1 protein-coding gene is annotated in these 581 nt (G+C 58.5%); it reads right to left on the reverse strand.

The genetic code is table 11. From position 1 onward, the window contains the following. A partial coding sequence (locus HMPREF2975_RS10230; RefSeq protein WP_141757412.1) for a hypothetical protein occupies positions 1–385 on the reverse strand: 385 nt, incomplete at its 3' end. Positions 386–581: the final 196 nt, after the last annotated feature.

The raw sequence follows: 581 nt of genomic DNA on the forward strand, positions 1-581 counted from the left end.
GCTTCACGGCGACGCCCTTGTCTTTCTCAGCCGGTGTGCGCAGGTTGAGGGCTGCCTTGCGCACCTTGTGCAGCGCGTCGACAATCTCCCTACTAGTGGGAGGCAGGAACCGGCGATCATACTTGTTCCTGTTGTGCTGGCGTTCTGCCTCGTCGACCATTTTGGCTCGCCGCGCGTCCTGCTCCATTTCAGCCTCCAGGGCGCGCCGTGCCTGCTCGTCCTCCGTCAGCTCGTGCCGCAGCACAATGTCCCAAAATTCCGGGCTGTCTACTGTGAGATCGTCTTTCCACAGGTCACTGACAATCTCGTCGACATCGTATTCGCCCTCGCAGTGCGACAGTGCCTCACTGACCGCGCGCTCAAGGTCCGTATAACTCATCGTCATTTTTCAAGCCCCTTTTCTCGTGTGCCTCGCACCTACTGGCGTCCATTGCCAGCCGGGTGCGAGGCCATCATTTTTTATGCTGATCAGTTTTCGTGCTCGTCCATCCAGCGGGTCACCATCATCTGATACCTGGCGTTGTGCGCGTAGTCGAAAGCGTCATCGCCAGCCTGGTTGAAAAGTCGACGCCAGTGACCCA

This window comes from Actinomyces sp. HMSC065F12, assembly GCF_001814535.1.
Taxonomy (GTDB): Bacteria; Actinomycetota; Actinomycetes; order Actinomycetales; family Actinomycetaceae; genus Pauljensenia; species Pauljensenia radingae_A.